This is a genomic window from Sporosarcina sp. Marseille-Q4943, assembly GCF_943736995.1.
GTDB lineage: Bacteria > Bacillota > Bacilli > Bacillales_A > Planococcaceae > Sporosarcina.
Map to the genome: position 1 here is coordinate 675,656 of NZ_OX031157.1, position 25,799 is coordinate 701,454.

General features: G+C 45.2%; 23 protein-coding genes, 20 tRNA genes, 1 rRNA gene and 1 riboswitch. Of the genes, 7 read left to right on the top strand and 37 right to left on the bottom strand.

Translation table 11 applies throughout. The annotated features are described in order from the left end of the window. Positions 1–30 precede the first annotated feature (30 nt). From NIT04_RS12245 to NIT04_RS12260, 4 genes are all read right to left on the bottom strand, one after another. Positions 31–219 (bottom strand): hypothetical protein, encoded by a 189-nt coding sequence (locus NIT04_RS12245; protein ID WP_252503879.1) that lies wholly within the window; start codon positions 217–219, stop codon positions 31–33. Positions 220–285: 66 nt separating this feature from the next. Continuing rightward, entirely contained in the window at positions 286–813 is a 528-nt protein-coding gene (gene lepB / locus NIT04_RS12250; protein WP_252503880.1) for a signal peptidase I, read from the bottom strand. A gap of 477 nt (positions 814–1,290) precedes the next feature. Continuing rightward, the gene (locus tag NIT04_RS12255) at positions 1,291–1,863 is read right to left on the bottom strand and encodes a histidine phosphatase family protein (protein ID WP_252503881.1); all 573 of its coding nucleotides are present in this window, start codon (positions 1,861–1,863) and stop codon (positions 1,291–1,293) included. Positions 1,864–1,892: 29 nt separating this feature from the next. Beyond that, positions 1,893–2,681 carry an alpha/beta hydrolase gene (locus NIT04_RS12260; RefSeq protein ID WP_252503882.1) on the bottom strand — a complete coding sequence of 263 codons (789 nt, stop codon included), beginning with the start codon at positions 2,679–2,681 and terminating at the stop codon, positions 1,893–1,895. 80 nt (positions 2,682–2,761) lie between these two features. Here NIT04_RS12260 and NIT04_RS12265 point away from each other — a divergent pair, with 80 nt between their 5' ends. After that, complete coding sequence (locus NIT04_RS12265) at positions 2,762–3,274, top strand: gamma carbonic anhydrase family protein (protein WP_252503883.1); 513 nt, start codon at positions 2,762–2,764, stop codon at positions 3,272–3,274. A 374-nt stretch (positions 3,275–3,648) separates the two neighbouring features. Here NIT04_RS12265 and metK read toward each other — a convergent pair whose 3' ends face one another. After that, positions 3,649–4,851 (bottom strand): methionine adenosyltransferase, encoded by a 1,203-nt coding sequence (metK, locus tag NIT04_RS12270; protein ID WP_252503884.1) that lies wholly within the window; start codon positions 4,849–4,851, stop codon positions 3,649–3,651. Positions 4,852–5,037: 186 nt separating this feature from the next. Continuing rightward, positions 5,038–5,156: riboswitch (SAM riboswitch) on the bottom strand. 174 nt (positions 5,157–5,330) lie between these two features. Between metK and pckA the strand changes: the two genes are divergently transcribed. Next, positions 5,331–6,917, top strand: a complete 1,587-nt coding sequence (pckA, locus tag NIT04_RS12275) for a phosphoenolpyruvate carboxykinase (ATP) (protein WP_252503885.1) — start codon at positions 5,331–5,333, stop codon at positions 6,915–6,917. 166 nt (positions 6,918–7,083) lie between these two features. Then, on the top strand, positions 7,084–8,469 hold the full coding sequence (locus NIT04_RS12280; protein WP_252503886.1) for an MFS transporter: 1,386 nt from the start codon (positions 7,084–7,086) through the stop codon (positions 8,467–8,469). Positions 8,470–8,542: 73 nt separating this feature from the next. Here NIT04_RS12280 and NIT04_RS12285 read toward each other — a convergent pair whose 3' ends face one another. The 6 genes from NIT04_RS12285 to NIT04_RS12310 form a co-directional block, all read right to left on the bottom strand. Next, positions 8,543–9,337, bottom strand: coding sequence for a S9 family peptidase (locus NIT04_RS12285; protein ID WP_252503887.1), 795 nt, complete (start codon positions 9,335–9,337; stop codon positions 8,543–8,545). Beyond that, positions 9,327–9,722: an NUDIX domain-containing protein gene (locus tag NIT04_RS12290; RefSeq protein WP_252503888.1), complete on the bottom strand. Its 396-nt coding sequence runs from the start codon at positions 9,720–9,722 to the stop codon at positions 9,327–9,329. Before NIT04_RS12290 ends, NIT04_RS12285 begins: the two co-directional genes overlap by 11 nt. Positions 9,723–9,813: 91 nt before the next feature. Further along, positions 9,814–10,173: a transposase gene (locus tag NIT04_RS12295; RefSeq protein ID WP_252503889.1), complete on the bottom strand. Its 360-nt coding sequence runs from the start codon at positions 10,171–10,173 to the stop codon at positions 9,814–9,816. A 59-nt stretch (positions 10,174–10,232) separates the two neighbouring features. Further along, entirely contained in the window at positions 10,233–11,558 is a 1,326-nt protein-coding gene (locus tag NIT04_RS12300) for an NAD-dependent malic enzyme (RefSeq protein ID WP_252503890.1), read from the bottom strand. A 119-nt stretch (positions 11,559–11,677) separates the two neighbouring features. After that, positions 11,678–11,857 (bottom strand): putative motility protein, encoded by a 180-nt coding sequence (locus tag NIT04_RS12305; RefSeq protein ID WP_252503891.1) that lies wholly within the window; start codon positions 11,855–11,857, stop codon positions 11,678–11,680. 64 nt (positions 11,858–11,921) lie between these two features. After that, entirely contained in the window at positions 11,922–12,371 is a 450-nt protein-coding gene (locus tag NIT04_RS12310) for a Dps family protein (protein ID WP_252503892.1), read from the bottom strand. A gap of 102 nt (positions 12,372–12,473) precedes the next feature. On the opposite strand from NIT04_RS12310, the gene yidD reads away from it, so the two are divergent. Both yidD and NIT04_RS12320 read left to right on the top strand, forming a co-directional pair. Further along, positions 12,474–12,704 (top strand): membrane protein insertion efficiency factor YidD, encoded by a 231-nt coding sequence (gene yidD / locus NIT04_RS12315; protein ID WP_252503893.1) that lies wholly within the window; start codon positions 12,474–12,476, stop codon positions 12,702–12,704. A 943-nt stretch (positions 12,705–13,647) separates the two neighbouring features. Further along, a complete protein-coding gene (locus tag NIT04_RS12320) occupies positions 13,648–14,616 on the top strand; it encodes a metal ABC transporter solute-binding protein, Zn/Mn family (RefSeq protein ID WP_252503894.1) in 969 nt (322 codons plus the stop codon). A 36-nt stretch (positions 14,617–14,652) separates the two neighbouring features. Here the strand turns inward: NIT04_RS12320 and NIT04_RS12325 are convergent, their stop codons facing one another. From NIT04_RS12325 to NIT04_RS12345, 5 genes are all read right to left on the bottom strand, one after another. Then, positions 14,653–16,104 (bottom strand): o-succinylbenzoate--CoA ligase, encoded by a 1,452-nt coding sequence (locus NIT04_RS12325; RefSeq protein WP_252503895.1) that lies wholly within the window; start codon positions 16,102–16,104, stop codon positions 14,653–14,655. 74 nt (positions 16,105–16,178) lie between these two features. Continuing rightward, positions 16,179–16,997, bottom strand: a complete 819-nt coding sequence (gene menB / locus NIT04_RS12330) for a 1,4-dihydroxy-2-naphthoyl-CoA synthase (protein ID WP_252503896.1) — start codon at positions 16,995–16,997, stop codon at positions 16,179–16,181. Further along, positions 16,994–17,839, bottom strand: coding sequence for a 2-succinyl-6-hydroxy-2,4-cyclohexadiene-1-carboxylate synthase (menH, locus tag NIT04_RS12335; RefSeq protein WP_252503897.1), 846 nt, complete (start codon positions 17,837–17,839; stop codon positions 16,994–16,996). The genes menB and menH overlap by 4 nt, the downstream gene beginning before the upstream one ends. Then, entirely contained in the window at positions 17,832–19,544 is a 1,713-nt protein-coding gene (gene menD, locus NIT04_RS12340) for a 2-succinyl-5-enolpyruvyl-6-hydroxy-3-cyclohexene-1-carboxylic-acid synthase (RefSeq protein ID WP_252503898.1), read from the bottom strand. Before menD ends, menH begins: the two co-directional genes overlap by 8 nt. Next, entirely contained in the window at positions 19,537–20,922 is a 1,386-nt protein-coding gene (locus tag NIT04_RS12345; protein ID WP_252503899.1) for an isochorismate synthase MenF, read from the bottom strand. The genes menD and NIT04_RS12345 overlap by 8 nt, the downstream gene beginning before the upstream one ends. A 157-nt stretch (positions 20,923–21,079) precedes the next feature. On the opposite strand from NIT04_RS12345, the gene NIT04_RS12350 reads away from it, so the two are divergent. Both NIT04_RS12350 and NIT04_RS12355 read left to right on the top strand, forming a co-directional pair. Continuing rightward, on the top strand, positions 21,080–22,027 hold the full coding sequence (locus tag NIT04_RS12350) for a 1,4-dihydroxy-2-naphthoate polyprenyltransferase (protein ID WP_252503900.1): 948 nt from the start codon (positions 21,080–21,082) through the stop codon (positions 22,025–22,027). Between the two features lie 162 nt (positions 22,028–22,189). Then, positions 22,190–22,939: a TraR/DksA C4-type zinc finger protein gene (locus tag NIT04_RS12355; protein WP_252503901.1), complete on the top strand. Its 750-nt coding sequence runs from the start codon at positions 22,190–22,192 to the stop codon at positions 22,937–22,939. A 483-nt stretch (positions 22,940–23,422) separates the two neighbouring features. On the opposite strand, the gene NIT04_RS12360 is transcribed toward NIT04_RS12355, so the two are convergent. From NIT04_RS12360 to rrf, 21 genes are all read right to left on the bottom strand, one after another. After that, positions 23,423–23,494: transfer RNA gene (locus tag NIT04_RS12360), tRNA-Glu, on the bottom strand. Positions 23,495–23,502: 8 nt separating this feature from the next. After that, positions 23,503–23,593: transfer RNA gene (locus tag NIT04_RS12365), tRNA-Ser, on the bottom strand. A 10-nt stretch (positions 23,594–23,603) separates the two neighbouring features. Continuing rightward, positions 23,604–23,678: transfer RNA gene (locus tag NIT04_RS12370), tRNA-Asn, on the bottom strand. Between the two features lie 6 nt (positions 23,679–23,684). Continuing rightward, positions 23,685–23,758, bottom strand: a tRNA-Ile gene (locus tag NIT04_RS12375). A 1-nt stretch (position 23,759) separates the two neighbouring features. Then, positions 23,760–23,833: transfer RNA gene (locus NIT04_RS12380), tRNA-Gly, on the bottom strand. A gap of 6 nt (positions 23,834–23,839) precedes the next feature. Further along, a tRNA-Phe gene (locus NIT04_RS12385) sits at positions 23,840–23,915 on the bottom strand. 88 nt (positions 23,916–24,003) lie between these two features. After that, a tRNA-Asp gene (locus NIT04_RS12390) sits at positions 24,004–24,079 on the bottom strand. A gap of 3 nt (positions 24,080–24,082) precedes the next feature. Continuing rightward, positions 24,083–24,157 (bottom strand) — tRNA-Met (locus tag NIT04_RS12395). 76 nt (positions 24,158–24,233) lie between these two features. Beyond that, a tRNA-Ser gene (locus tag NIT04_RS12400) sits at positions 24,234–24,326 on the bottom strand. 19 nt (positions 24,327–24,345) lie between these two features. Continuing rightward, positions 24,346–24,422, bottom strand: a tRNA-Ile gene (locus NIT04_RS12405). 7 nt (positions 24,423–24,429) lie between these two features. Next, positions 24,430–24,503 (bottom strand) — tRNA-Met (locus NIT04_RS12410). Between the two features lie 20 nt (positions 24,504–24,523). Beyond that, positions 24,524–24,599 (bottom strand) — tRNA-Ala (locus NIT04_RS12415). Between the two features lie 12 nt (positions 24,600–24,611). After that, a tRNA-Pro gene (locus NIT04_RS12420) sits at positions 24,612–24,688 on the bottom strand. 15 nt (positions 24,689–24,703) lie between these two features. Beyond that, a tRNA-Arg gene (locus NIT04_RS12425) sits at positions 24,704–24,780 on the bottom strand. 17 nt (positions 24,781–24,797) lie between these two features. Next, positions 24,798–24,886 (bottom strand) — tRNA-Leu (locus tag NIT04_RS12430). 8 nt (positions 24,887–24,894) lie between these two features. Next, positions 24,895–24,969, bottom strand: a tRNA-Gly gene (locus NIT04_RS12435). A gap of 8 nt (positions 24,970–24,977) precedes the next feature. Then, positions 24,978–25,059 (bottom strand) — tRNA-Leu (locus NIT04_RS12440). A 30-nt stretch (positions 25,060–25,089) separates the two neighbouring features. Continuing rightward, positions 25,090–25,165, bottom strand: a tRNA-Lys gene (locus NIT04_RS12445). A 6-nt stretch (positions 25,166–25,171) separates the two neighbouring features. Then, positions 25,172–25,247: transfer RNA gene (locus tag NIT04_RS12450), tRNA-Thr, on the bottom strand. A gap of 23 nt (positions 25,248–25,270) precedes the next feature. After that, positions 25,271–25,346, bottom strand: a tRNA-Val gene (locus NIT04_RS12455). A gap of 234 nt (positions 25,347–25,580) precedes the next feature. Further along, positions 25,581–25,696: ribosomal RNA gene (rrf, locus tag NIT04_RS12460) — 5S ribosomal RNA — on the bottom strand. Between the last annotated feature and the right edge of the window lie 103 nt (positions 25,697–25,799).

A 25,799-nucleotide genomic window follows, 5' to 3' on the forward strand; every position in this document is an offset into this window, starting at 1 on the left:
AACCTCTGCAATTTACGCAGAGGTTGTCAATTAAAAGCCGCCTGATTCGAGCCGATCGTTTTGAATATCCACTTTTTCCTTCTTGCTGCCCATATAAGCTGTGGAGGCGACTTCGTTCGTATGCCGTTGTTCGTCAGTATACTCGGTTCCCGCCATTTGGGCCCTGTTCGTATTGTCTTTGTTGCTGTTTTCTTTTTTGTTCTTTGCATCTCTAGACAATGACATCGCTCCTTTTTAGGTAGTCTGTATAGAGATACCCGAAAGGAGAATAGTTAATCATGGGGTTTACTTAGGAATTCCGATTGAATTGAATGGATAAAACCTGAAACCGACCTTTCCTACAACAGATTCCTGATCGATACAGCCGATTGCACGGCTATCCGTGCTGTTCCTTCGATTGTCACCTAAAACGAAAAGTTGTCCTTCCGGCACAGTGACTTCAAAGTCCTCCGTCAATTTTTGATCTTTGAAAAGCCTTTCCTTATTTGCTTGAATATAATCCTCTTCATACTCTTTCCCGTTAATGAAGAGTTTGTCATCTTTCATGACAACTGTATCTCCCGGAAGGCCAATCACTCGTTTAATGTAATCTTCTGTTGATCCCGGCGCATGGAAGACTACCAAGTCGAAATGATTAAGCTTATGGATTTTTGAAATGATGACACGGTTTTCTGATTCAAATGTCGGCTCCATCGATTGGCCGGATACGATGACCGGTGAAAACAGGAAGTGACGAATGGCAAATACGAGTACGCAAGCGACTACAATGGCTTTTATCCATGACATAATTTCAGAAGTTGTTTCTTTCTTCATTTGAGAGCCCCCGATCTTACAATTTATAGTATATTTATTTCCGCTCCGGGCGGACGCTTTCCGCGGGCGAGCGGTGAGCCAATCGAACAGCGAAGGGTTCGATTTGTGTGATTTCTGCGACTTGTGCAGAAATCATACATCCGGTGCTCCCAACGCTGGCTTTTGGTCGCAAAAGCCGTTCTTCGTGACGTCAGTGCAAAGATGTGCTCGCAACGCTACGCTTTTGCTCGCATACGCCGTTCTTCGTGACGGCAGTGCAAAGATGTGCTCGCAACGCTACGCTTTTGCTCGCAAACGCCGTTCTTCGTGACGGCGTTCGCTGGAGTCGCCGCCCTCCGCTCCAATATTAGAATTAAATCAATCACAAAACATTCTTCATTATGCATAAATGATAATACAATCTATTAAGTTATGATAAGATTTAAAACCAACACTTAATTACATAACTTCAAATACCGCTTCAAAATCCGCCTATTTTTACAGATGGGCGGTGCAGTTGAATAGCTGGCAAAGATTATTTTCGTCATTTAGCTCGACGATTGTTAATGATGTGTTATCCAAACCTTCCTCATAAGCGGTATCCGTTACAAGCTCGTTCAACATCCGCTTAATGAAGCTGCCATGGCTGACGACCAACACCCTTTTGCCGGCATGCTTGTTTCTGATTTCGTCTAGAGATGCCATTCCGCGGGAGACGATGGACTCATGCGGTTCAAACCCCATGTCTAGCTGTCTCCACTCTTTCCCCCACTTCTCGATGCGCTCCGCTTCAGTAGTCCCTTCAATCATCCCGCCGCCAATCTCACGCAATCGTGCATCCTCCACAAGTTCAACACCCGGCAACTTTTCAGCTATGAGTTCCGCAGTCTTCTTCGCTCTTTTTAAATGGCTTGTATAAATGATATCCCACTGCTCCGTGGACAATCTGTCTGCTATGCGCTTCGCCATCTCAATTCCCTCATCATCCAAAGAGATATCCGAACTGCCTTGCGCTCTCCCTTCCTTGTTCCACGCAGTTACACCGTGCCTGACAAACCCGATTACCGTCATACTAACCACTCCCCCTTTTGGTCTTTGAATCAAACAATATAGCCGAGCGAGCGAAGAATATTGTTCATGAATGATTCAATGTACAAATAGACTTCCTCCCTCTCAGGCTCTTGATAAAGATCGTGGTACAGCCTTTTCCATTCCTTATAATGAAATTCGGAAAGTTGTTGTTTCAACAACCATCTTTTCGCATAGGAAATATCCGTAATTTTATCTTCTTCCCCTGTATGGACCAAGATAGGTGTATCGTAAATACTTTCTTCATGATACATGATCGATTTCATCATTGAATGCATTTCACGATACCAGGATGTGACGACTACGGAGCTATAGTCCCGATCGTTCTGAAACTCTATATACATATCGGTGTTCCGCGTCAGTAACTCAATTGTAATATCATGGTTCAATTTCATAGAACTCGAAAGCTTCGTCAACACTCCTGAAAACTTGGATGGCTGGTGTTTCATCGAGAGCCAAGGGGAGCTGAAAATGAAGCCTGCACATTCCAATTTCTCACGTTGGAGAATATGCATGACGATTGTCGCCCCAAGTCCGTGTCCTAGTACGAATAATGGCAAATTATCATGCAACGCAATATCAATCATTTTTTTCACATGGTCTATATACGACTCGAACGGTTCATCATGGATCTTTCTTCCGCTTTCAGAACCATGCCCCGGCAAATCGGTCGTGACGACATGGAAACCTCCGTTTCGGAGCTTTTGGATGAGCCATGCATACCTTCTGTGATGTTCATATGCATTATGGACAATCGCTATTACCGCTTTCGGCTGTCCTTCCGCTTCCCATTTCCACATGGCACTCACCCCCCTTTATGTAAATGAAAGTTTTATGTTACGATAAATTATACATGATTTTTAGAAAAGAGGAGACGTTCATGATTTATTCATACAACGGAAAAACGCCAAAAATTCACCCTTCCGTCTATGTCGCGGATTATGCGACGATTACAGGCGATGTAACGATTGGGGCAGACAGTTCGATTTGGTTCAGTTCGGTCATCAGGGGCGATGTAGCACCGACAATCATCGGTGAACGTGTCAGCATCCAAGACTTGAGCTGTCTTCACCAAAGTCCCGGCAAGACGCTATTAATTGAGGATGATGTGACAGTCGGCCATAAAGCTCTTCTACATAGTTGTGTTATCCGAAAAGGCGCACTCATCGGAATGGGAGCTATCATTTTGGATGGCGCAGAAATCGGCGAGGGTGCGTTCATTGGAGCAGGAAGCCTCGTCCCTCCCGGCAAGAAAATACCGCCTGGCTGCCTTGCCCTCGGCTCGCCTGCAAAAGTCGTCCGTGAATTGAATGACGAAGACCGAGCGGATATGGAACGGGTTTTGAACAGCTATGTCGAAAAAGGCCGGATTTATAAGGAAATACAGAAGTGAAGATCTATTGGCGGGTGCTGTCCAATTGGGCAGCACCGATGATCCCGAGTGACACTAAACCGCTACTAGCGATATAAGAACGCTATCCCCTCTTTTCGTATAATTAGTATAAACGCTTTAAAGCCCGTAAAGTTCCTATTCCACTTCATAATTGCTGAGTTCTCGTTCTACACCTTTAACTTCTCATTCTACTTCGAAAAGTTCTCGTTCATTTAATCAAACTTCTCGATTCACCCCAATAAGTTCTCATTCCTTAAAATAGACTTCTCGTTTAAGATTAAAAAGTTCTCGTTCACCTGAGGAAAGTTCTCGTTCCACTCAACAAATAAAAAAGGAAGCATGGATTTCCCCACTGCTTCCTCGAATTCATATTATTAAACAGTCAATCCTGCTTTGGCGATCAATTCTTCCGCTTTGTCCGTCTGCTCCCAAGGGAGTTCCACGTCAGTGCGTCCGAAATGGCCATATGCCGCAGTCTGCTTATAGATTGGACGGCGCAGGTCGAGCATTTTTATGATGCCTGCTGGGCGTAGATCGAACAGCTCACGCACGATTTCAACAAGCTTGTCTTCTTCGACTTTGCCTGTACCGAATGTATCGATGGAAATCGAAACCGGCTTCGCAACACCAATCGCATATGCTAGTTGAACTTCACAGCGATCCGCGAGGCCTGCAGCTACTATATTCTTCGCAACATAGCGCGCCGCGTATGAAGCCGAACGGTCCACTTTCGTTGCATCTTTTCCGGAAAATGCGCCGCCACCATGACGCGCATAGCCGCCATATGTGTCAACGATGATTTTCCTTCCTGTCAAACCGGCATCCCCTTGTGGTCCGCCGATGACAAAACGGCCTGATGGGTTGATGAAGTATTTTGTTTCTTCATCTAATAATTCCGCTGGAACAACTGGGTTGATTACATGATCTTTAATGTCTTGTTGAATTTGTTCGAGCGTAATATCAGGATGATGCTGTGTCGAAATGACAATCGTATCAATCCGTACAGGACGGTTGTCTTCATCGTACTCTACCGTCACTTGCGTTTTTCCGTCAGGACGCAAATAATCAAGTGTGTCGTCTTTTCTCACTTGCGCAAGTCTGCGTGACAGCTTATGGGATAAACTGATCGGCATCGGCATAAGCTCCGGTGTTTCATTGCAAGCATAACCGAACATTAATCCTTGGTCTCCTGCTCCGATTGCTTCAAGCTCTTCATCCGTCATTGTCCCTTCACGTGCTTCCAGTGCCTGATCGACACTCGCCGCGATGTCAGCCGATTGTTCGTCGATTGATGTCAACACCGATGACGTCTCCCAGTCGAAACCGAACTTCGCGCGCGTATAGCCAATTTCCTTCACTGTGTCCCGTACGACTTTTGGGATATCAACATACGTAGTCGTCGTAATTTCTCCGATGACCAAAACGAGTCCTGTCGTAATTGTCGTTTCGCAGGCTACGCGTGCATTCGGGTCTTCCTCTAAAATGGCATCCAAAATGGCGTCAGAAATCTGATCGCACATTTTGTCCGGATGTCCTTCCGTTACCGATTCCGATGTGAATAATCGGCGATTTGTCATTGTAGTTTCCTCCTTAACGGCTTGCAAATATTGATACGGTACTCTGTTTGTCCCAGTAAGTTCAGCGCCTAGAGAGTCGACGTCAACATACACAAGGATTAAGGGCCTCATAGAATCAATAAAAAAGCCCTTCGCTCACGTAAATATACATGAGGAAAGGCATAATTTCAAAAGCAGCACCTTTCACTCTTATCGTCCAAGGCATTCCACCTTGCTCCAGGTTTGGCACCTTCTCGTGGCCAAAATGGTCCACGCAGGTTGCCGGGCTTCATAGGGCCTGTCCCTCCGCCAGCTCGGGATAAGAGTATCCGTTCAATTAACAATCCTACGAAAAAGTTTGCACTTTGTCAAACCTTTTTAAACATATATACTTGAGTTTTTAATTAGTATAGATTATTATTCTAAATGTGTTATACTATTTAGGAAATGTGATGATACCCACCAATGTGGGATTATATGCAAAGGACGGTACGAATAAAATGATTTCAGCTAAAATTGAAAACGGATTACACGAGTTACTTTCAGGCAACAACGTAAACATACAGCCTTCAGTGGCGGAATTGGTTGAAAAAGCGACTTCCCGTGGAGAAGCGAAACTTTCCGCAGACGGCGCACTTACTGCCGAGACAGGAAAGTATACTGGCCGTTCGCCTGAGGATAAGTATATTGTCGAAGAAGATTCTTCTAAAGACAAAATCGACTGGGGCAAAGTGAACCGCCCGATTTCACCTGAAATCTTTGACTCATTATATAATAAAGTTCTTAACCATTTAAAAGCAAAGGAAGAGCTATTCGTATTCAAAGGCTTCGCAGGAGCTGACAAGAACTCTCAGCTTTCAATCCAAGTCATCAATGAATTCGCATGGCAAAACCTGTTCGTTCATAATTTGTTCATCCGCCCTACCGAAGAAGAGTTGAAGACGCATGAAGCGCAATTCACGGTTATTGCAGCTCCGACGTTCAAAGCGGATCCTGCTGTGGATGGAACAAAATCCGAAACCTTCATCATTGTATCACTTGAGAAGCGCATTGTGTTGATTGGCGGTACGGAATATGCTGGAGAAATGAAAAAATCGATCTTCTCCGTCATGAACTACTTGCTGCCTGAACGTGGAATCCTTTCCATGCACTGCTCGGCAAACGTTGGTGAAGATGGGGACGTAGCTCTATTCTTCGGCCTTTCCGGCACAGGTAAAACGACGCTTTCCGCCGATGCTGACCGTAAGTTGATCGGTGATGATGAGCACGGCTGGTCCGATCATGGCGTATTCAATATCGAAGGTGGCTGCTACGCGAAAACGATCAATCTCTCACAAGAGAAAGAACCTGAAATTTACGGAGCTATCCGTTTTGGTTCGGTCTTGGAAAACGTCGTGTTGGATGAGAAGACGCGCAAGCCGGATTACGATGATAATTCATTGACTGAAAACACGCGTGCGGCATATCCAATCCATTTTATCGACAATATTGCAGTGCCTTCAGCTGCTGGACATCCAAAGACGATCGTCTTCTTGACTGCAGATGCATTCGGCGTATTGCCTCCGATTTCAAAATTGACGAAGGAACAAGCGATGTATCACTTCCTGAGCGGTTTCACTTCGAAGCTTGCAGGAACTGAGCGCGGCGTCACGTCACCTGAAGCTACGTTTTCAACTTGCTTCGGTGCCCCTTTCCTACCATTGCCTGCAACGGTCTACGCAGAAATGCTTGGGAAGAAAATCGACGAGCATGATGCACAGGTCTTCCTTGTCAACACAGGATGGACTGGCGGAGTTTACGGCGTAGGTCAGCGTATGGCTTTAAAACATACACGCACAATGGTCCGCGCAGCACTTGCCGGCAAATTGAACGATGTAGAGTTTGAGCAGAATGCTATTTTCGGTCTGGCTATGCCAAGAGCAATTGACGGTGTTCCGACTGAAGTGTTAAACCCTCGCAATGCTTGGAGCGATCCAGCTGCTTATGATACAAAAGCGAAAGAATTGGCAGATCTTTTCCGTGAGAACTTCAAAAAGTTCGGTCACGTTTCGGAAGAAATCACTAAAAAAGGCGGACCAATTGCCTAATATATTGAAATTAAAGATCCAAGTGCGATTATGCACTTGGATCTTTTTATTGTGGCATCTTGCAAATGTTTCTCTCTCCCACAAAGTATGCCCCGATATTGGCATGCATAGAACGAGTAGTTCTGCAAACAATGAAGTGAAGAAATACGATAAGGGAGAGTAAAATATGACAACTGCCTATAAAGGTACGAATAAATTGATCACAGGGATTGTGTTTGGGGTATTAACGTTTTGGTTATTTGCTCAAGCAATGGTCAACGTTATTCCAGCAGTTCAATCTGACCTAGGAGTTTCTTCAAGTACATTGAATATCGCAATTAGTTTAACTGCGTTATTCTCTGGTATCTTTATCGTAGCAGCTGGTGGTCTTGCCGATAAAGTCGGGCGGAAAAAATTGACAAATATTGGGCTTATCTTAAGTATCATCGGCTCCCTTTGTTTAGTGTTTGCAACCGGATCATTCTTACTCATTGTCGGCCGGATCATTCAAGGGATATCAGCCGCTTGTATTATGCCTGCAACGATCGCCTTGATGAAAGCATATTTCGAAGGGGCTGAACGTCAACGGGCACTTAGTTACTGGTCAATCGGTTCTTGGGGTGGTTCTGGTGTTTGTTCCTTATTTGGTGGAGCTGTTGCAACATATTTGGGATGGAAATGGATTTTCATTTTCTCCATTATCTTTGCAGTTCTTGCCTTGTGGTTAATTAAAGACACACCTGAAAGTAAAGCAAAACAAACAGGAAATTCCAAGTTTGATGTTAGCGGTCTCATTGTATTCATCATCACAATGTTGGCATTGAATATTTTCATCACACAAGGTGATAAACTTGGTTGGACCAACTGGGTTACAATTGTATTGTTAGCCGTTGCAGTTATTGGCGCTTTGGCCTTCATTAAAGTTGAGAACGGCAGAGAGAACGCATTAATCGATTTTAAATTATTTAAAAACATGCCCTATACAGGGGCAACTATTTCAAACTTCTTGCTAAATGCTGTTGCTGGAACGCTTGTCGTTGCAAATACGTACGTACAAGAAGGACGAGGATTTACATCTTTCCAATCCGGTATGCTTTCCATCGGATATTTAATTGTCGTACTTTCCATGATTCGCGTCGGAGAAAAGATTCTTCAAAAAGTCGGCGCAAAAAAACCTATGGTTTGGGGTACTATATTTACCCTCGTCGGTGTTGGTGTGATGGGTCTAACATTTTTACCGGATCTCGCCTATACTGTCGTCGTATTTATAGGTTTTGCTGTATTCGGATTTGGGTTAGGAATTTATGCGACCCCTTCCACCGACACTGCCGTGTCAAATGCACCGGATGAAAAAATTGGTGCCGCTTCAGGAATTTATAAAATGGCAAGTTCCCTCGGTGGAGCTTTTGGAGTCGCAATTTCAGCTACTGTATATGCGGTGATTTCAGAAAATAGCGGGGTACATGCCGCAGCAAGTGGAGGTATTATCGCCAACGTCATTTTCGCCGCAATCGCATTGATCTCAATTATCTTCCTAGTTCCAAATAATGCAGGGAAAAGCGTAGCGAAATAAGGATTGGGGTTGTCCTTCTAGACAACCCCTTCACATAAAAAAACAACCTAGACGGTTGTTTTTTTGTTAGGCTCTATTCACTCCCCTGCCTTCTCATCCAATTACATAAGTCTCTAACGATTTGTGCATTGTGTGCGGGAGGGAAATAATGATTATAGTCGGGGAAATACCAAGTCTCGTACTGTTTTTCCTTCTCACGTAAAGCGTCCTCAAGCAAAATCGCCTGCTCGAAAGAAACATTATCATCCTTCATGCCATGGATAATTAAAATTGGAGCTGTGATTTCATCCACTCGGAATAAAGCTGTCCGCTCACGGTACGCATCTGGCATGCTGTTCGGCGTGCCGCCAATTACCCGCTTCATCATTCTGCGCATATCTTTGCGTTCATTATATGTAAAGATGACATCCGAGACGCCGGCCCATGTTACAACTGACGAAATATCCTCACGCAAAATCGCTGTCCAAAGTGCCATAATGCCGCCACGGGAAAAAGCATACAAATGGATCCGGTCTTTGTTCACCTTTGTGCTCTGCTTCAGGACTTCAACGGCATTGACCGCATCTTGTCGATCAGCTCCCGCAAATTCATCCCGGCCTTCCCCGCCCCTGTTGCCGCGATAATAAGGAGCAAATACGACAAAGCCTTGTGAAGCGAATTGAGCAATCCTTGCAGGACGGACCATGCCGACATGCTGCATGCCCCCGCGCAAGTATATGATCCCTTCATAGTTCCCTCCACTTGCCGGTTCAGCTAGCAACCCCTTCACTTTGAACCCATCCGACCAATATGTTAATTCTTCAAGACGGATATTTGGGTTCGGTGATGGATAATCCCTTCTGTACAAAATAGCTCCATTAGGAAACATTTGCATCCACCCACTTCCGTATTTCCGCCATTCCGGCATCTTTCATATGAAAACTCAACTCTTTGCAGCTCACCAATTCTTCATCGGTCATCCACAAAGCGCCTTCCGTTTCGAACAACTGGGGATTTTCATCGATGCTAGAAACTTTCCCTGTAAATACAGCTTTGCAAAAACTTACATTGCTCATGACGACGTATTCAGCGAACTTAACAAGCTCAGTAATTGTTACCCCTGTTTCCTCTATCGTTTCACGTATCGCGGCTTCTGCAATCGTTTCACCATCTTCCGCCTTTCCTCCGGGAAATTCAATACCTCGAATGGAGTGGCGAGTAACGAGCCATCTCCCCTCGTGCTTCAATACAACGAGCACATGTCTCGCTTCCATGCCGAAGCGATTCTCCCCGAAAGTCAGCTCGACATGCGCTCCTTGTAAATCTCTAAATGTCGTTGCTATTTGACTTCACGTCCTTTCAAAGTCAATTGGATGGTTGAATGGGAGCTGATGTTATCATTGGCCTTCCCTTAGCAAAATACGGCAACTGTTCAATGAACCTCTTCGTTTCATCATCTGTGAATTCATGGATCAATGCATAAAGCATCATCGTCCTGCGATCGACATCATGATTGTCCCGATCATAATGGTACGGGACATATGGCAAATGGGATCGCAGGAAGTTCCGGAATTCCAGCCGGTCCATTTGTCTGAACAATTGTTGGAAGACCGGAAGAAACTCCCTGCTCATCTCCACTTCATATTCCCATGGTGATGCATGCTTATGTGGATACACTTGCTGATTGGCAATCGATACGTACATTCTTACTTTATCGTTTTCCATTTGACCCATCCTTTTTTTGTCGTAGTATGGCTCACAATGGATAAACGATTCATTGCATATTATCTGGAATTTGCTTCTTCATTCGCGACGCGTTCAACTGCATTCGCCACATTTTCGTGTACTGCCGGATCTAATGGATGCGGGACAAGATCACCCGGTTTCGTACTATCCAAAATTGCGAGTGCGGCGGCGATCAGCATTGGATATGTGATGTCTTTCGCGTGTGCATTTAATGCTCCTCGGAAGATTCCAGGGAAACCAAGTATATTGTTCACTTGTCTGCCATCCGCAGCAAATGCGGCACCCGCTTCTAACGCAACTTCTGGCTCAATTTCCGCATGAGGATTAGACAGCGCTAAAATGATCTGGCCTTTACGGACCATCTCCGGTTTGATCAACCCTTGCACTCCGGTCGTCGCAATGACGATATCACAAGACTGCATGATTTCTTCGACTGAATTCAGAGCGGTGCCTCCATGTTGTCTCAGTCGATCGATCGCTTCCGGATTCGGGTCGACGCCGCGCATTTCCTTCACGCCATATGCCATGAACATCCGACTGATCGCAAGACCTGCTGCTCCCAATCCGATTTGCCCAACTACGGATTGCGACAATTCCACACCCGATTGACGGCATGCCGAAAGAGCCGAAGCGAGTGTGACGACTGCTGTTCCGTGTTGGTCGTCATGCATGACCGGAATCTCCAGTTCCGCTTTCAGCCGTTCTTCGATTTCGAAACAATGTGGCGACCCGATATCTTCCAAAAGAATCCCGCCGAAGCTTTGGTGGATGTGCTTAACGGTTTCCACAACTTCATCAGGATCGCTCGTATCGAGCAATATCGGAATTCCGCTAATGCCTGCGAATTGATCGAACAATACCGCCTTCCCTTCCATCACTGGCATCCCTGCAACTGGACCGATATTCCCGAGTCCTAATATTGCCGTCCCATCTGTCACGATGGCGACCGTATTTGAGATTCCTGTAAAATAATCCGCTTGTGCCGGATCATTTTGAATCACTTTACAAACATTGGCGACTCCCGGTGTGTAGATTCTCCGAAGGTCTCCTAATGAGCGGACTTCCATGCGGCTCTTCATCGCAATTTTACCGCCTTCATGTGCGTGCAATACATCATCCGTTACAGCATGGACTTGAATGCCTTCCCCGATCGCATTAATCGCCGATACGATTTCCTCCAACTGCTCCTCGCTCGTACACTGTACGGAAACATCCCTAATTGTCGATAAAGTGCCAACTTTAATCGTTTGGATATCTCCAATATCACCTTTCAATTCGCCGATGGCTGTTGCCACTTTTGCAAAATTCCCCGGCTTCGATGGCGTTTCAATAATTAGATTTCTTATGAATTGGATATGTGACATGATGTCGCCTCCTATGTAATCCTCTTACCTATCCGTACCCCATTTTACACATATTGAGTGGCATCAACAAAACTAAAGCACGAATTTCCTAGATTGTAAGGAAATTCGTGCTCTCTTCTTCATGCTTTTACGTCGACAGCCGAGCCTTTATAAGGATGTGCCGCCGGTTGGTCTTGCATACTTTGCAGCATATCTGTCACTGCAGTCGCATTCACCGATAATGCCTTGTTCATGACACTTAATTGAACGGTTGATTGCAAACTTCTCAATTGGCTTGCCATGATGGAGTTCATGTTCATAAACGATTCCTCCTCTACATTGCTATTATCGGAGAACAAATAAATAATTTAAGTACAATTGCTCTTATTTATTATCTTCACCAAGGAACGCATGTAACATCCATTGATGCTTCTCAATGCTTTGATACGTCGCATTCAATATATCTTCGGTCATATCATCGCCAGCCTCTGCTGCTAGCTCCATCCCTTTTTTCAACGATTTCATAATGTTATCGAAGTCATCGGCGATCGTTTTCACCATGTCCTCGGCATTCTCATCACCTTTTGCCTCTTTTACGACCGACTGCTCCAAATGTTCTTGTAGTGTCGCTGTCGGATTTCCTCCAAGCGTCAAAATTCTTTCAGCGATTTCATCCATATGAGCCGTCGCCTCATTGTAAAGCTCTTCAAATTTAGCATGCAGGGTGAAAAATTGATTGCCCTTCACATACCAATGATAATTATGCAACTTAGCATACATGACCGACCATGTGGATACTTGTACATTCAGTTCTTCTATCAATTCCTTAGACATAAAAAAACCCCTCTTCAAATTCTTATTTATAATGCTTTCCTCTGTTAATTTACCACTGAAAGAAATAAACTAAACATAGAAGAGAAAGCAAGGGGCCATACAATGAAGACAATTCTAGTCGGTATCATTACCATATATCAAAAAATCATTTCTCCGCTCACTCCGCCATCATGCCGTTTTTATCCTACTTGCTCACATTACGGTGTGGAGGCAATCCAGAAGCACGGCGCGTTAAAAGGGGCATGGTTGACGATTCGAAGGATATTGAAATGCCATCCTTTCCATGAAGGCGGCTTCGATCCGGTTCCTGACAAGACTGATAAAAAAAATTAAGGATTACCGGCTTTGGCCGGTTTTTTTTGTATGAGTAAATTGTTTTTTGTGGGTGGATAGTAAAAATTTCAGCCTGCTACAAATCCTATTGATTTCCGTTCCGATCGGACGCTTTCCGCGGGCACGGCTTCAGCCAATCGAACAGCGAAGGGTTCGATTTGTCTAATTTCTGCGTTTTGTGCAGAAATTAGACAGCACCCCTATGCTCGTAACGCTACGCTTTTACTCGCAAAAGCCGTTCTTCGTTACGGCTTTCGCTCAGTCCAGGGTCTTCAGCTCGCGCTGTTCCCGCTGGAGTCGCCGATCTCCACTCCAATCAATAAGAATTTATGCGAATCCTCAACTGCCTGGTAATTATAAAGGCATGAAAAAGGGGTCCTTTTCTTTTATAGAAGAAGTAACTAGGACCAATATCCACTTTTACAGCAAGCCCCGGGTAAGCCTATCTATCGTGTATAAAAAGAACTTTAAAACTTTTAATTTGATTCGAATACTGGCTTTTAAATAATTTGAAGTGGTGTCAGACGTGTGAATTGAATAGATGCAGGATCTTATTTCAATCGGCTGTGTATCTGACAACCATTGATGATTAGCAGTTATCTCTGTTGATTGAAGCGGAAGGCGCCGACTCCTGTGGGATTAGCGGGACAGGTGAGACCCCGCAGTAGAGCGAAGCGATCGAGGAGGCTCACCGCACACCCCACGGAAAGCGTGCGTCTGGAGCGGAAATCAACACGTTCAAGTTACTACTTTATTAAAAGCAATTTTGTACTTGAAGAATATCACAAAAACTTTATCCTTATAAGAAAATTTTCAATGTAGCACCTACAAAAACTTGACTCAATCGTTTTTTCTTTTATGTTGCGAAAACCGGCCATATCTTGTATTATAAGAAAGCAATTAAATCGTAATCATTACTATTAAGTTAGCGGAGGATTTACTTATGAAGAAGAAATCACTCGTTCTCCTTGGACTCGTCATGATTTTACTCATTGGCGCCTGTGGGAACAAAAATGATAAAGGCAAGATAGGCACGAGCAACGAAGGGAAATTGACCGTATACACGACAGTCTATCCCCTTCAATATTTCACCGAGCGGATCGGCGGAGATTTTGTAGATGTCAAGTCGATATACCCGGCTGGAGCAGATGAGCATTCATTCGATCCTACACAAAAAGACATGATTGCGCTTTCCGATGCCGACCTGTTCTTTTATATCGGTCTCGGTCTTGAAGGGTTTGTCGAAAGTGCTCAAAAGACGTTAAAGAATCAACATGTCGAGTTGGTGGCAACAGCGGAGTCCCTTTCAGAAGAACAATTGAAAGAAGAACATCATGAGGACGAGGAAGAAGAGCATGATGAACATGGTCATGAGCACGGTCAATTTGATCCCCATGTTTGGATTTCGCCAGTCCTTAGCATTGAACTCGCCTCCTCCATCAAAGAAGCGCTCATTTCAAAAATGCCCGACCAGCAAGAAGCTTTTGAAAAGAACTTTGATCTTTTGGAAGACGATTTAATGGAATTGGATGAACGGTTCAAGGAAATGGCCGGCAAAGCCGAGACGAAGACATATTTCGTCTCACATGCCGCATTCGGCTATATTGCCAATGAATATGGATTACAACAAGTAGCGATTGCCGGATTGAATTCACAAAGCGAGCCTTCCCAGAAACAACTCGCAAAAATTGTCGAGCAGGCCAAGGATGAAAATGTTCAATATATTTTATTCGAACAAAATGTTTCATCAAAGCTGACAGAAGTCGTCAGAAAGGAAGTCGGCGCCGAATCTTTGATGCTTCACAATCTAGGGGTCCTCACTCAAGATGATATAAAGAACGAGGAAACATATTTCACGTTAATGGAACATAACTTGCGTGTATTCGAACAGGCACTAAGCGTCAATAAATGAAAAAGTAGAGAGGGATCCGAATGATGAGGTCCCTCTCTATTTTTTATTTTTTTCCGCCCATTCTTTTAGTTCACGTCGAAGCAGTTTGTTTGATGCGTTTCGCGGCAGGTGATCGACAAAATGGAAAGCTTTCGGTGTCTTATAACCGGCAAGCTGTCCTTTACAATACTGTTCCAAATCCGACTCGGTCAGCTGTTTGTCGCCTACGATGAACGCGATTGGTACACTGCCCCATTCAGGATGGCTTTGTCCGCATACGCCCGCCTCTGCAACTTGAGGATGCGAAATGAGCACATTTTCGATCTCCGCAGGGTAAATATTTTCCCCACCCGAGATGATCAAGTCAGACCGTCGATCGACAATGAATAAATAGCCTTCCTCATCGATATAACCGATATCTCCTGTCGGCAGCCATCCGTCCTCCAATGGATTCCTGTCCGCTGCATGGCCAATGTAACCCGGTGTCACGTGGGGCCCCATAACGAGCACTTCCCCAAAATCTCCAGGCTGTTCCGCATCTCTTATCTTAATCCGATTAAAGAATAGAGGTTTGCCTGCGGAGCCGGACTTCCGTAAGGCGTCTTCAGATGAAAGGGTTGCGGTCTGTGAACTCGTTTCCGTCATTCCATACGTCTGCAAGACAGGCAGCTGGTGCGTCCGAGCTCTACGCAAGTAATCATCCGGCACTGGGCCGCCACCAGCTAACATCGTCTTAAATGAAGGATGTGCAACCGAACCGCTTTTCTCAAATTCCTCGAGAATCCGGTGCAATCCTGTCGCAACAACGGATATCCTCGTCACAGTACCTCTTTGAATTTCCTCCACAATCGCTTCGGCATCAAATTTTTCATACAGCCTTACACCCATTCCATATATGACTGACCTTGCAAGTATGGAAAATCCGCTAATATGGAATAATGGCATCGTACAAAGCCACATGTCATCTTCCGTTAATCCTAAATTCAATACGGAGGATAAAGCACTCGATGTATGGTTGCCAGCCGTCTGCCTGACACCTTTTGGAAAGCCTGTTGTCCCTGACGTATACATGATTGTAATCGTCCTAGACGGTTCCCACATTTCCGTAAACGCAACATGTTGCGTTCCGCTAGATTCGATGTCGGAAAATGTAAGTTTTGAAGTGTTGATCTCTTTAATACGATCAATCAATTCATCATCAACAAGTAAAGTGGATGCGTCGCAATCAGTTAATTGCCAAGAAATCTCTTTGGATGAAAGTCTGCTGTTCAACATGACGATTTCAAGCCCTGCCAATAGACAGCCATGGATGACACATACCATCTCTGGTGTCGATCGGCCCAATAAGGCGATCCGATCCCCTTCATTTAACCCATTCCATTTTAATTTCCGGGCAATGATAGACGCTTGATCCGCTAGCTGCTCGAATGTCCATTGCTCGTCTCCAAACGAGAGAGCCAGCCGATTTGGCGTCAAATATGCTCTTTGCACTAACCAATTAGGAATCATAGTCTCACCTCTTTCGAATAGAAAAGCTGCCTAGTTATACAGGCAGCTTGAAAAATTGAGTATACGTAACAATATTAAGGGAAACGTGGGAATTGTCCGAAGTCAGGCTTGCGCTTCTCTTTGAAAGCGTCGCGTCCCTCTTTCGCTTCCTCCGTTGTGTAATAAAGCAAAGTGGCGTCCCCAGCCATTTGTTGTAAACCAGCGAGTCCGTCTGTATCAGCATTCATAGCTGCTTTGAGGAAACGAAGTGCAGTTGGGCTCATGGAGAGCATCTCTTCACACCATTGGACTGTTTCGTCTTCCAATTGCTCATAAGGGACAACTGTATTGACGAGACCCATATCCAATGCTTGCTGTGCATCATATTGACGGCACAGGAACCAAATTTCTCTCGCTTTTTTATGGCCGACGATGCGAGCCAAGTAACCTGAACCATAGCCAGCGTCAAATGAACCGACTTTCGGACCTGTTTGTCCAAAACGAGCATTGTCTGCGGCAATCGTCAAATCACATACGACGTGCAGCACATGTCCTCCACCGATTGCGTAGCCCGCAACCATTGCAACGACAGGTTTCGGAATGACACGGATCAATCTTTGCAAATCAAGGACGTTCAAACGTGGAATTTCGTCATCTCCGACATACCCACCATGTCCACGGACAGATTGATCGCCTCCTGAGCAAAATGCCTTTTCGCCTTCACCTGTTAGTATGATGACTCCGATGCTGCTATCATCTCGTGCTCGAGAAAACGCATCGATCAACTCCATTACTGTTTTAGGGCGGAATGCATTGCGAACTTCCGGACGGTTAATCGTCACTTTAGCAATGCCGTTGTACTTCTCATATTTAATATCTTCATATGTACGGATTGTTTCCCATTGACGAGTCATTTTCTTCCTCCTCCAATTTGTATGTCTAGCAAATACTCCTTAATCATTGTAGCAAACAATCGCGGTTTTTCCACGTGAATTGCATGTCCCGCCATTGGAACAACAGTATGTCGCCATGTAGGGGCCAAAGCATTCATTTCCCGGGCAATTGTTACAAATTTCGCATCAAGCTCCCCAGTGATGAGAAAAACAGGATTTGGCATCGAACTAAGATCATTCCAATAGGATTCTTGGCTGCCTGTTCCGATTCCTAACAGACTGTTCGAGAGCCCTGTTTCACTTTGCTGCAATCGTTCTTCCCTTATGGCCTCCCTTTTTTTATAGGGGAGGCTTTTTTGAGATTCAAACAGCGGGATATTCTCCCATTTATCAACAAAAGACGTGATGCCTTCTTCAGTTATCTTACTAGCGAGCAGCTTATCCGCTGCTTTCCGTGCGGTTCTGTCCCGTTCGTCAAACAGGCCTGGAGATGAGCTTTCAAGGATCAACGCTTGTACCCGCTTCGGATACTGGATTGTATACGCGAGAGAGATACGTCCACCCATTGAGTAGCCTACCAAATAAAAAGAATCCAATGCGAGCAGCTCAAAAAGGGCTTCCAAGTCTTCAATCTGTTCCTCCATGGAATAACGTTCCGGCTTGTCAGGAACAGTTGTTTTTCCATGTCCCGTCAAGTCGATGGCAATTGTCCGATATTTTCCTTCGAATTCGTTCCGAACTTCATTCCAAGTGGCGGAAGTTCCTGTAAACCCATGCAAAAATACGACAGTGGGTAAATGAGGCTCTCCCTCCATCTCGACATGGATCGAAAGCCCTCGCACCGGAAGCTGAAGATCATTCATTTCCGTCCAGCTCCTCTATGATGTCGGCCCAATAAGCGCGATGAGCTTTTACATTCACAGGTCTGCTCGTGAACACTTCAATAATCCGGACGTCCTTCGTCTTTTCTTTTTGGAGTTCAGCCTGGAACTCATCAACTGTCTGAACGGCCGCATATTGAGTGTCATACATGGCGCCGATGTGCTCGAACGTCAAGCCTGTCGGTGTTCCGAATAGCTCTTCAAAGTGGTTTGCGACACTCGCTTGAGGAAGATATGAAAAGATTCCTCCGCCATCGTTATTCAAAATGACAATCGTCAAATTCGTCTTATGGAACCGGGAGACAATCAATCCATTGACGTCGTGCAAAAACGACAAATCGCCGATGAGCAAATACGTCGGTCTCTTGCGTGCAGCTTCGATACCGAATGCCGTAGAGACAACCCCATCTATGCCATTTGTACCCCTATTGGAAAATATGGTGATTTCCTTCTCCGTTTTGTAGAAAAATGTGTCGACATCACGGATCGGCATACTGCTGCCGCTTATCAAGTCACTGCCGTCAGGAAGCATGTCGAATAATGTTTTCACAATCACTCCTTCGTCTCCTACCGTCCCTTTATAACGACTTGTTGCCGATTTAGCGAATTCCTCTGCGGAAGACCAAATCTCACGATAGGAGGTGCTTTCCTGCTGTTCTGGAACGTCGTAAACGGACTCAAGTGATGATTGCAAATGGTGAGTGACGACGCCGAGCGAATCGCGGAATTCTGGTGATTCATCGATAGCCATAAACACATCCGGCCGGTGCTTCTTCAAAAATACCGATAATGGCTTCGAAACCGGCTGCGTGCCGAAACGGATGACCGTATCAGGGACTACTTTCATTTGGAACGTTTCACTTTTCAACAGAGCATCATAATGAGCGATACATAATGATTGGCAGTCCTTAGGCACTTCTGATCGCAAATTGGATAATGGATCACATAACACCGGCCATTGCAATCGCTTCGCAAAATTCCAAAATGCCTCTTTATCGAAACCGACAGACAGCTCCCCTGCAATGATCAATCCTCTTTCCGCATTGGAAAAAAGAGTGGCAAGCGATTGTTTTTGGCTAGTCGTAAGTTCGATATCCCCATGAACCCTTTCAACGAACGTCGATGCCCGCGGTTTCCTGTCGAAATCGATCAGCAAAGGTTCTCGCAATGGAATGTTCAAATGGATCGGACCCATCGGTTTTGTCATCGCAACGGAAACGGCACGATTCACATGCCTTTCCAAAAACCAATCCAACTCTTCATTGTCTTCCGCCAATGGAAGATCCACACTGAATTTCACATGCTTCCCGTACATATTCAACTGATCGATTGCCTGCGGAGCGCCGACGCCTCTCAATTCATGAGGACGGTCAGCCGTCAGGACAATCAACGGAATACGGGCATAGAACGCCTCGGTAATTGCTGGATGGTAGTTCGACGCTGCTGTTCCCGATGTACATAAAAGAACAACCGGTCTGCCGGATGCCTTTGCTAAGCCTAGCGCGAAATAAGCTGCCGACCTTTCATCCACTTGCATGTATGTCTGCATTTTGTTTGAAGACGCGAATGCATAGGCGAGAGGGGTTGAACGGGAACCAGGGCTAATGACTGCCTCCTTCACTCCCGCCCGAAGCAACGTATCCGTCATTCGCAAAACATGGTCGGTCAAAACTCGTCGTTCATCCATTCAACTTTCCTCCAAGCGCCCGCAATACCGGTCTGAATTTCACCCAAGTTTCATCATACTCGAGTTCAGGAACGGAATCCGCAACGATTCCTCCCCCTGCATACAAATATGCCTTGTCCTCATGAAGCAGAGCTGAACGGATGCCCACCGCAAATTCTCCGTTGCCCGCTGCGTCTGTCCAACCGATTGGAGCAGCATAAAACCCGCGATCCATGTCTTCCTCTTGCCGAATGATGTCCAAGGCGACATCTGTTGGAACTCCTCCTAATGCAGGCGTGGGATGCAATGCTTGTACGAATAAGAAGATATCATTTTCTAGTCCGAGCGTCCCCTCAACAGATGTGTATAAATGCTGTATATCCCTAATTTTCATCAGTTTCGGTGTTTTCGGTATGAGGACTTCATTGCAATATTTATGAAAGACGTTGGAAATCATACTGACAACATATTGATGCTCTTCGCGGTTCTTCCGATCGCCCAATAGCTCATCACCGAACTTCCGATCTTCTTGAGCTGATTTTCCGCGGCGAATTGATCCCGCTACACATGCCGAGTAGGCTTTTCCGTTTTTGATTTCAATTAGACGTTCAGGCGTTGCACCAAAGAAAAGCGACTTCCCTTTTTGAAGTCCGAAATGATAGCTCTCTTGCTGTTCATTCGTAATCGAATGCAATGCTTTAACGCTATCTATGTCATGCTCAAATTGAAGCTCTAGCGCACGTGCAATAACAACTTTGTCAGCCCTTCCTTTACGTATGGACTCGGTTGCGTTTTCCACGGCACTCAAATATTGTTCTTTATCACGTTCTGTCGTTGCTATGACTTTATTCTGATTCGTAAAATCAAACTCCTCCACCTGAGCGATATGGATCAGTTTGTCGCGTTCTTCCCGAAGCCTCTCAAAATCCAAGGCAGCTTCTTTGCGATCTGTAATCATATTGATGGAGACCATCGTCTTCCCTTCCTCGATTTTCAATTGGAAAGACGGTACAACGAAATAACCGGATGGGAATTCACCCCACTCCGATTCCTTCCTGTTCTTCTCGTCGAATGAAAACCCTCCGAAAAGGACGGGATCGATATCTTTTTCTTCTTTTATTAATATGGAGCAAAGCTGTTTCCACTTCTCCGATATGTCCTTAAAACGGCTTCCGGATTTCTCGGACGCCAACGTGTAAGCATGTCCAATCCCGACAAGTGTCAATGTTTTATCGGCATTTTGCCAATAGAACCGTTTGTCTTTATATTGAGAAGCACCCGCTTCAAAGAAAGACAAAGGCGATATTCTTCCCACTTCGACAGTTTCCGTGAAGAAGCGTGTACTGGGAGATATAATCACTTTTTGCATTTCACGAATATCCGTCATCTTATGACCCATCTTTTTCTCTCCTTCATCTTCAATCCATCTCTTGCAATGTAACACTTACTATTTTTTTATAGAAGAATGAGTTTCTTAGTTCCATTATACCGGAATATCGACATTCTCGCATAGATAATGCAAACAACGATACCTCTTTCCGCCGATTTGGAGTACAATGGATAACGGAAACAAAAGGATAGGAGAGAATACATTGCAACAGACTATTAAAGCTGATTCCGGATGGCGGATATGGTGGCAACTTACTAGGCCACATACACTGACTGCGGCTTTCGCTCCGGTTTTCCTAGGGACAATGATTGCTTTGACTCACGGAAAAATACATTTTCCGTTATTTTTCGCCATGCTAATTGCCAGCCTACTCATTCAAATGGCTACAAATATGTTCAATGAATATTATGATTTCAAGCGCGGACTGGATAATGAGAATTCAGTTGGAATCGGTGGTACAATCGTTCGGAATGGCGTCAAACCCAAAACCGTATTAAATATAGCGCTCGTATTATATGGAATATCTGTTCTGATTGGTATTTATATTTGCATGGAAACTTCATGGATGTTGGCGGTAGTCGGAGCCATCTCGATGCTCATCGGTTACTTGTACACGGGTGGACCAGTTCCAATCGCTTACACACCTTTTGGGGAGGTCGTTTCAGGTGTCGTCATGGGAATGCTGCTCATTCTCATCGCCTTCTATATACAGACAGGCGTAGTGACGACAGACGCAGTTCTCATTTCCATCCCAAGCATGCTTCTTGTCGCTGCCATCATGTTGTCGAACAACATCCGTGATTTAGAGGGCGACAAAGAAGGCGGCAGGAAAACGTTGGCCATCCTTGTAGGAAGATCCAATGCAATTACAATCCTCGCTTCATTCTTTATCGTTGCTTATTGTTGGATAATCATACTGATCGTTTTAGGATATCTGACACCTTGGGCACTGCTTGTATTTCTAAGTGTCCGCAAACCGATAAACGCCACTAAAACTTTCCGCACTCACCTGCTTCCATTGCAAGTGATGCCTGCGATGAAGAACACGGCAGTTACAAATACTTTGTTCGGTTTATTATTAGGAATCAGTATCCTGATCGGACATATACAATAATTTTGTTGGACTTGCTCATGATAGCAAGTCTTTTTTTGTCTGTATTTGTATTCCATGTTTAGTTCATCGATTCAAAAGGAATTGAGAAGGTACAATGCTTTCATTATGAAGTAAACGGGCAATGACCATACTAATGCAACTAACATAAAGGATGTGCTGAACATGTTAACGAATGAACAGAAGACAATGCTCAAGGAAAGTTTACTCGAAATGAAATCTCAATTTCAGAAAACGAAAAGCGAAACGGATATTAGAGATTCTGCAAGAGAAGAAGTTGGGGAATTATCAACATACGACAATCATCCTGGGGACATGGGAACGGAGTTATTCGAAAGAGAAAAGGACTTGGCCTTGCATGTGCATGCGAGCGATGAATCCGGCAAAGTGGAGCGTGCCTTGGAAGCTTTGACAAACGGGACATACGGATTTTGTGAAGTTTGCAAAAGTGAAATTCCATACGAAAGGCTGGAGGCACTTCCCTATACGACATACTGTATTGAGCATTCTCCAGACCAGGATGTGCCGAACGACCGTCCATCGGAAGAGGATGTTCTAATCATGGCGAATCCAAATACCTTTGCAGACAGAAGAGAAACCACTCATAGAGAACACAATGAAAGAGACAGTGAAGACAGCTTTCAGGAAATAGCTAAATCGGGGACATCAGAAACACCTTCCGATTTTATAGGAGATCATGATGACTATAATACTCTTTATGATGATGAAATATTGGACGGAGCGGTGGAAGAAGTCGAGGAATTCATCAGTACAGACATCACAGGTGAAACGAGAGGATTTGTCAGATCGGACATTTCGGAGGAGTATGAAGGAAAATTAGATGACGAAGGGTTGGAATCGCCTCTTGGAGACATCCCTTATCATCTCAGGGACAGTTACACAGGCGATAAATAAGAACAGTAGCGGAAAGTCGGGATATTGACTTTCTGCTACTGTCTTTTTTGATTGTAAATCCGATAATCAGCATAAACTCGGGATTTCACGCATAAACCAAATCAAACACGCATAAAATCGTGGAATTGCTCATAAATCATATTACATAAGCATAAATCGGAATAGAGCCGTATAAATTGAAATAAACACGCATATATAATCTTTTACGCGCATCCTCGGAGGAATACGTGTGTAAAGTCGTTTGTGCGTTGCTAGAGCGTTTAAGCTGCTCTTAAGGTGGCTTTTCATCTAGCAGGATTATGCGCTGTATATGCAGCTGTTAATGCGCTTCTAGGAAGAGTTATGCGTACTTTTGAACGAATATGCGTTTTTAAGTCATTAAACGCTTTTATGCATTTTTAGTATAACTATCTTCCCCATAATTAAATCAATAAAAAAACAAGTGTAGAAGAATTAACTCTTCTACACTTGTTTTTCTTTGTATGACCCCTACGGGATTCGAACCCGTGTTACCGCCGTGAAAGGGCGGTGTCTTAACCGCTTGACCAAGGGGCCAATGAATATGGCGGAGAAGGAGGGATTCGAACCCTCGCACCGCTTTCGCGATCTACGCCCTTAGCAGGGGCGCCTCTTGAGCCACTTGAGTACTTCCCCGTATAAAGTTTGGCTCCGCAGGTAGGATTCGAACCTACGACCGATCGGTTAACAGCCGATTGCTCTACCACTGAGCTACTGCGGAATATGATGGGCCTAAGTGGACTCGAACCACCGACCTCACGCTTATCAGGCGTGCGCTCTAACCAGCTGAGCTATAGGCCCATGGAGCGGGTGAAGGGAATCGAACCCTCATCATCAGCTTGGAAGGCTGAGGTTTTACCACTAAACTACACCCGCAAAGAATGGTGGCTCAGGACGGAATCGAACCGCCGACACAAGGATTTTCAGTCCTTTGCTCTACCGACTGAGCTACTGAGCCACATTGGACTTGGAAAGCTAATAATTTCTATAGAGTCACTTAGAAACCTGCAATCATCAAATCGTAATTAATATGTAATGAAATAAAATGGCGGTCCCGACCGGGATCGAACCGGCGATCTCCTGCGTGACAGGCAGGCATGTTAACCGCTACACCACGGGACCATTTGGTTGCGGGGGCAGGATTTGAACCTGCGACCTTCGGGTTATGAGCCCGACGAGCTACCACTGCTCCACCCCGCGATAATGTTAGTTGTAGGATATATATCCAACGTATTCAGTTGTTTTCCAAAACCACTATTGTTGTTTCTAAAATAAATGGCGGAGGAAGAGGGATTCGAACCCCCGCGGGCTTTAACACCCCTGTCGGTTTTCAAGACCGATCCCTTCAGCCAGGCTTGGGTATTCCTCCGTAATGACTATTCAAATAGTGGTGGACCTTGCAGGACTCGAACCTGCGACCGGACGGTTATGAGCCGTCTGCTCTAACCAACTGAGCTAAAGGTCCTTTAGGATGGCGGCAGAGGGGATCGAACCCCCGACCTTACGGGTATGAACCGTACGCTCTAGCCAGCTGAGCTACGCCGCCAGGAAAACTATTTAAATAAATGGTGGAGCCTAGCGGGATCGAACCGCTGACCTCCTGCGTGCAAGGCAGGCGCTCTCCCAGCTGAGCTAAGGCCCCATTTTTAAGAAGTGGTCGGGAAGACAGGATTCGAACCTGCGACCCCTTGGTCCCAAACCAAGTGCTCTACCAAGCTGAGCTACTTCCCGATGTTTATAAAATAATGGCGCGCCCGGAAGAATTCGAATCCACAACCTTCTGATCCGTAGTCAGACGCTCTATCCAATTGAGCTACGGGCGCATGTATAGTAATTGTTTTGGTGCCGAGAACCGGAATCGAACCGGTACGGTAGTCACCTACCGCAGGATTTTAAGTCCTGTGCGTCTGCCAGTTCCGCCACCCCGGCAAGTCATATGGAGCGGAAGACGGGATTCGAACCCGCGACCCCGACCTTGGCAAGGTCGTATTCTACCACTGAACTACTTCCGCATTAAGAGTGCGGGTGAAGGGAGTCGAACCCCCACGCCTTACGGCACTAGATCCTAAGTCTAGCGTGTCTGCCAGTTCCACCACACCCGCATATTCATATCAAGACAGAGAGTCAAGAAATGGTGAGCCATGCAGGATTCGAACCTGCGACCCTCTGATTAAAAGTCAGATGCTCTACCGACTGAGCTAATGGCTCAAAAAATGGTGCCGGCGATAGGAGTCGAACCCACGACCTACTGATTACAAGTCAGTTGCTCTACCAACTGAGCTACACCGGCGTATCATTAGTTTTAAAACATTATGGTGGAGGATGACGGGTTCGAACCGCCGACCCCCTGCTTGTAAGGCAGGTGCTCTCCCAGCTGAGCTAATCCTCCATGTTTAAAGTGCGATAAGCTGCGCATCTCTTTTTCAGCTTCATTCACTCATTCGGTCACGTACTAAAGTACGCTCCCTCTTTCCTTCAATCGCTTCCGCGACCTGCTTGCTTCTCTCACTTTAAACGGAGAGTTGCAATAAGCTTCTCATTACTACTTCGGCTTCAACTGTTAAGCTATGTACGCTTGTACATTCTTTTTCGTTGATCGCTTTTCTATGTAATGATTTGGCTTGCCCGGCGACGTCCTACTCTCACAGGGGGAAGCCCCCTACTACCATCGGCGCTGAAGAGCTTAACTTCCGTGTTCGGTATGGGAACGGGTGTGACCTCTTCGCCATCGTCACCAGACTTTATCGCCTTTCAATCAAGACAATATTGATTATACCAACTCTGATGATAATTACAAGTCTTTTTTTAAAAAACTTTTTTGAACGATGATTGTTCGTTCAAA